This window comes from SAR202 cluster bacterium (assembly GCA_016872285.1).
Taxonomy (GTDB): Bacteria; Chloroflexota; Dehalococcoidia; order Lucifugimonadales.
Genome location: VGZZ01000076.1, coordinates 1 through 5,706 on the forward strand (window position 1 = coordinate 1; position 5,706 = coordinate 5,706).

General features: G+C 60.3%; 6 protein-coding genes and 1 pseudogene. 6 read left to right on the forward strand and 1 reads right to left on the reverse strand.

The window, feature by feature from the left end; genetic code table 11:
• Positions 1 to 149: 149 nt before the first annotated feature.
• Positions 150 to 875, reverse strand: coding sequence for an ABC transporter ATP-binding protein (locus FJ320_12675; protein MBM3926799.1), 726 nt, complete (start codon positions 873 to 875; stop codon positions 150 to 152).
• 234 nt (positions 876 to 1,109) lie between these two features.
• Between FJ320_12675 and tcuA the strand changes: the two genes are divergently transcribed.
• From tcuA to FJ320_12705, 6 genes and pseudogenes are all read left to right on the forward strand, one after another.
• Entirely contained in the window at positions 1,110 to 2,537 is a 1,428-nt protein-coding gene (tcuA, locus tag FJ320_12680) for an FAD-dependent tricarballylate dehydrogenase TcuA (protein MBM3926800.1), read from the forward strand.
• 61 nt (positions 2,538 to 2,598) lie between these two features.
• Positions 2,599 to 3,780 carry an acetyl-CoA C-acetyltransferase gene (locus FJ320_12685; protein ID MBM3926801.1) on the forward strand — a complete coding sequence of 394 codons (1,182 nt, stop codon included), beginning with the start codon at positions 2,599 to 2,601 and terminating at the stop codon, positions 3,778 to 3,780.
• Between the two features lie 847 nt (positions 3,781 to 4,627).
• Positions 4,628 to 4,819: a hypothetical protein gene (locus FJ320_12690; protein ID MBM3926802.1), complete on the forward strand. Its 192-nt coding sequence runs from the start codon at positions 4,628 to 4,630 to the stop codon at positions 4,817 to 4,819.
• Between the two features lie 159 nt (positions 4,820 to 4,978).
• Positions 4,979 to 5,164: a hypothetical protein gene (locus tag FJ320_12695; GenBank protein MBM3926803.1), complete on the forward strand. Its 186-nt coding sequence runs from the start codon at positions 4,979 to 4,981 to the stop codon at positions 5,162 to 5,164.
• A pseudogene (locus FJ320_12700) lies at positions 5,161 to 5,429 on the forward strand (hypothetical protein). The gene FJ320_12695 and the pseudogene FJ320_12700 overlap by 4 nt, the downstream one beginning before the upstream one ends.
• Before the next feature lie 103 nt (positions 5,430 to 5,532).
• Positions 5,533 to 5,706, forward strand: a 174-nt coding sequence (locus FJ320_12705) for a 4-hydroxy-tetrahydrodipicolinate synthase (protein ID MBM3926804.1), incomplete at its 3' end; no start/stop codon positions are given.

Here is a 5,706-nt window from a genome sequence, read left to right on the forward strand (position 1 = left end):
CTGCGGGGGAGGTTCCGGAGGCCGAGCTTGAGCATGACGCCGCTGCGAAGGGCCATGACCAGCACCACGGCCATGATGGCGCCAAAGATAGCGAGCAGGACCCACATGAGGACGTTCATGGAGAGGCCGAAGAGTTCTTCCATACCCTTTTAACCTACCTTGGGGCTTTGGGCCGCGGCAGGCCGGCTCTTGAGGCCGTCGTCGACTATCTTGCCGTCGCGCATGCGGACGATTCGGTGGGCGCGCTGTCCGACGTCCAGGGCATGAGTGACCATGATAAAGGTCTGGTTGTTAGTCTTGTTGAGCTGGACGATGAGGTCCATGATTTCGGAGGTGGTATCGCTGTCCAGGTCGCCGGTGGGCTCGTCGGCCCAGATGATGGCGGGGGTGTTGACCAGGGCGCGGGCGATGGTGACGCGCTGGCGCTGGCCGCCGGAAAGCTCGGCGGGGAGGTGATGGGCGCGGTCAGCGAGGCCGACCATGGAAAGGATATCCAGGGATTTTTTGCGGGCCTCGGAGGTGGAGACGCCGGAGACGAGGAGGGGCATCTCCACGTTTTCGACGGCGGAGAGGACGGGCAGGAGGTTGTAGTGCTGGAAGATAAAGCCCATGCGCTTGGCGCGGTAGTCGCTGCGCTGGTCGTCGGGGAGCTTGTGCAGCTCCTGGTCTTCGATCCAAATTTCGCCGGCGTCGGTGGAGTCGAGGCCCGAGAGGCAGTTGAGAAGGGTGGTCTTGCCGCAGCCGCTGGGACCCATGATGGCCACCATTTCGCCGCGCTTTACCTGCAGGTCGACGCCTCGAAGGGCGTGGACTTTGACCTTGCCGGTATCGTAGGTCTTTTGAACGTCAGTAGCTTTGATGACCAGGTCAGGCATGAGGAAATAGTCCTTTAGCGTTGATAGGTTAAGGAGTATGGAAAGATGGCGTACGAAATTCGTATGCCTAATAAGGATAGCACTTTTAAATAGCGACTGTGTGAAGAGGGATGGATTTTAAGTTTGGGCTGAAAGGCAGCGGGCCAGCGTATATACTGTAGCCACTTTTCGCAACCCAGGTTATCACAGAAACCGATGTTAAAGGTTTGGAAATAGATAGCAGGAGCAAAGTAAATGACGACACATCTGGACTATGACGTTATTGTGGTGGGTGGGGGCAATGCGGCGCTGTCCGCCGCGCTGTCGGCGCGGGACAAGGGAGCTAAGGCGCTGGTGGTGGAGAAGGCGCCGCCGGAGGCCCGGGGAGGAAACTGCCCGTATACGGGAGGCGGGTTCAGGTTTACGCACACCGGCGCCAAGGACTTGAGGGCGGTGCTGGCGGACCCGCAGTCGGTAAGCGGCGATGTGAAGCCGTACACGGCGGAGCAGTACCGGCGCGATATGTTGGAGCGGACTATGGGGATGACGGACAGCGATTTGCTGGATACGCTGATCAAAGAGTCGTACCCGACGATACAGTTCCTGGCAAAGATGGGAATACAGTTCGAGCGGGGGGGTGACCATATACGGATAGGGGCGGGGGCGGTAGGGTCGGGGCCCGGCTTGATAAAGATGCATTACGAGGCGGCGCGGAAGCACGGGGTGACGGTGGTGTACGAGACGAAGATGCTGAAGCTGCTGCAAGACGAGAGCGGGGCGGTGAACGGGGTGATGGTGCGGGATAAGGAGGGGACGCATGACCTGAGGTGCAAGGGGGTAGTGCTGGCCTGCGGAGGGTTTGAGGCCAACCAGGAGATGCGGCTTAAGTACCTGGGCGGGCCGTGGGAGCGGGCCAAGGTACGGGGCTCCAAGTACAACACAGGGGATGGGCACCGCGCGGCGCTGGAGCTGGGGGCAAAGGTGATGGGACAGTGGACGGGGTGCCATGCCACGCCCATCGATGCGGACGCGCCGGACTACGGGCAGACGGACTCGGTGAACCGGCTGCCTAGGCGGTCTTACAACTTTGGGATAACAGTCAACATCTTCGGGCAGCGGTTTGCCGACGAGGGGGAGGATGTGCCGCTCCATACGTTTGTGTCCATGGGACGGAAGATACTGGAGCAGCCCCGTGGGCTGGCGTTCCAGATATTCGACAGGAGGGCCGACGGGCTGCTGGAGGACAGGTATGGGAGCGGGAAGCCGGTGACGGCACAGACGATTGAGGAACTGGCGTCGAAGCTGGGGATAGAGGGGAAGCGGCTGGGGAGGACGGTGGAGGAGTTCAACAAGTCGGTGCAGGGGGGGACGTTTGATGCCAAGAAGCTGGATGGGAAGTCGACGAAAGGACTGACGCCGGCCAAGAGCAACTGGGCGCAGCCGATAGATTCGCCGCCGTTTACGGCGTATCGGGTCACGGGCGGGATTACGTACACCTTCGGCGGGCTGAAGATAAACACCAAGGCGCAGGTGATGGACACGGAGGACAAGCCTATACCGGGGCTCTACGCCACGGGGGAGATTGTGGGCGGCTTCTTTTACTACGACAGCCTGCGGGCCAGCGGCCTGATGCACGGCGCGGTGTTTGGGAGGATTGGAGGGGCAAACGCGGCGGCGAAGTAACCGTAAGCCTCAGTCTGGCTTATACTGGAAGCACACGATTCGACACGGCGGGAGGTTCCACATGGAGAATGCAGTTATTGTCAGCGCGGTGAGGACACCGATAGGGAGGTTTGGGGGAGGACTGGCGTCTATGAGGGCGGTGGAGCTGGGTGCGGTGGTGATATCGGAGGCGCTGAGGCGGGCCGGCGTGGAGCCAGGGCAGGTAGAGGAAGTCATCCTGGGGAACGTGATCTTCGCGGGGCAGGGGATGAACCCGGCTCGACAGGCGAGCGTGGCGGCGGGGTTGCCGGTGGAGGTGCCGGCGATGACGGTGAACAAGGTGTGCGGGTCGGGGTTGAAGTCGGTGGCGCTGGCGGCGCAGGCCATCAGGCTGGGGGATGCGGAGGTTATTGTGGCGGGGGGCATCGAGAGCATGAGCCAGGCGCCGTATTTGCTGCCGAAGGCGCGATGGGGGTACCGGATGGGGAACGAGCAGGTGGTCGATTCTATGATTAACGACGGGCTATTTGATTGCATGATTGACTGCCACATGGGGGTGACGGCGGAGGAGCTGGCGTCGAAGTACGGGCTGACTCGTGAGGACGTGGACCTGTACGCGCTGGAGAGCCAGTCGAGGACCAAGAAGGCGGTGGAGAGCGGGCGGTTCAAGGAGGAGATAGTACCGGTGAGGGTGCCGCAGGCGAAGGGGGAGGCGGTGGTGGTGTCGTCGGACGAGCACCCCAGGCCAAACGTGACGATGGAGCAGCTGGCGAAGCTGGGGCCGGCGTTCCAGAAGGTGGGGGTGGTGACGGCGGGGAACTCGGCGGGGATTAACGACGGGGCAAGCGCGGTGGTGGTGATGGGCGAGTCGCGGGCGTCCAGGATGGGGCTGGAGCCGATGGCGGTGATCAGGAGCTACGCATCGGCGGCGCTGGAGCCTCGGATGATGGGGATTGCGCCGGCGGGGGCGTCGAAGAGGGCGTTGGAGAAGGCCGGCTTAAGCATACAAGATATGGACCTGGTGGAGATTAACGAGGCGTTTGCGAGCCAGGTGCTGGCGGCGGGGAGGGAGCTGGACCTGGACTGGAGCAGGACGAATGTGAACGGGGGGGCGATATCCCTGGGGCACCCGATTGGGGCGAGCGGGGCCCGGATTCTGACGACGCTGTTGTATGAGATGGAGAAGCGGGGTAGCAAGCACGGGCTGGCGACGTTGTGTATTGGGGGCGGGCAAGGGATAGCGATGGTAGTTGAGGGGGCATAGGGGAAGGGGGAACCCCCTTTGTATTTTCCCCCGCAAGCGGGGGCAACGAGTGGGAGGAGGGAGGCCCCGCCGCCCTGCCCCATGGTGAAGGGTGTCCTAGCCTGGCGGACGGGGCGTGGAGCTAGGGTTTCACCCTCTCTTCTGTTCTCCCCCATCAAGGGGGAGAAGGTAAAAAGTAGCGTGGCGTGAGGGCTGGCGACGCTGTGTATTGGGGGCGGGCAGGGGATTGGGATGGTGGTTGAAAGCGCAAAGGTCCTTCGACTGCGTCCGAGTACGTACTTGCCCGTTTGGCTTCGCCTAGGGCTAAAGGCTCACCAGGACTCGCTTCGCTCGGCCCCCACCCTGGTTTATTTGTTTTAAGTTTTTTTGATTGTTCCAGATATAACCTCCGGGTTTTTGTTGGGGGAGTCGTTTTGCGATTTTTTCCCAAAACGACCCGGTTATTCAGGCACCAGCTAGGCACGGAGTCGATTTATTCGTTTTGTTTTTTCACGATTGTCACTGGGGTTTGAAGGAGGTTGTTTTCGCATTTTGACAAAACAGCCTCCCGGGCGATTCGATTTTGTGGGGGCGAAACGAATCCCAGGGGGTTGTTTCACCGAAATAAAGTTTCTTTTTGTGCCTAGAACTGCCAAAAACAACCCCGATTAGCATCGGGGTCTCGCGACTTTTGGTATGCAGCAAAGTTGCTCGACCTCCTACCTTATTTGCGGGTCATGCGGTGCTGGACGTAGGTCATTCGGGTGATGGCGCGGACTGTCTTGAGGATGAGTTCTTCGTTGGGGTAAGGACTATTGACTTGCCGGGCGAGCTTGAGGCGCATGAGGTCTATTTCCGGCGACAAGTCGTGAGAGTCGGTATTGTGGATTTCAGCGAGGAGGACGAGGTCTCCCGGAGTGCAGTGTTTGGAGTAGTAGCCGTGCTTTCTGGCGTTCTGGTTGCCTTTGGGAGCGCCGCCTTTGTTTTTGGGTGTGGCATGGGTAGGACCAACAGCCTCCTGGTTATCGTCGGTGTCCGCATCTTCCGATGGCGCAGGTGAGCTGGTAGTCGGTCTCGAGGTTAAGCCAGAAGCGGGCGGGGATTTGCGGCATGGCGGCCTCGAGTTGGAGGGAGGCGGAGGGTGATAGAATGAGGGTGCAACGCAGGAGACCAGGAGGAAGCAGTGACCAGTAGATTGGTGAAGCGCGCCATTGATGAGATGAGCAAGCTACCTGAAGGGGAGCAGGAAGCGGTGGCGGCATGGCTTTTGGAGGAGCTGGCATCGGAACGGAAGTGGGATAGGGCGCTGGCGGAGTCGCGGGAGAAGCTGGCGTCGATGGCGGAGGAGGCGCTGCGGGAGCATAGGGAGGGGAGGACGGAGGGACTGGAAGCCGACAAGCTGTGAGATCGGCCACCACGCGGGGCTTCCGGCGAAGATTTTCGCGGCTGCCTCGAGGGGTCCAGCGAGAGGTAAGGGAGGCGTACCGGCGGTTCAGCGAGAACCCAAATCATCCGAGTCTTCGCCTAAAACGGGTGCATCCAACGGAGCCGATTTATTCTGTAAGGATTTCCTTGAATTACCGGGCGTTAGGGGTGCGGACGGGGATGACATGGTATGGTTCTGGATAGGTTCGCACGCGGACTATGATGAAGCCCTACGTCAAATGTAAGAAAGGTGCGGTGCGAATATTTCATCGGCGCTTGGAATGACAGGTAGAGGGCGGGGGAATATAATCAGGGAAACGGGTATATCGAATCGTAAAGGAGAGTGTCGTGGTACATAAGTTACATGGCGTTATAACATCGATGCTGACACCGTTCAGCGTGAACTTGAAGCTGGACGAGGAGACATTGGCGTCGGAGCTGGAGTACCAGATGAAGGCGGGGGTCAACGGGGTGTGTATCCTGGGTGGGACGGGGGAGTCGATGAGCCTGACGCCGCAGGAG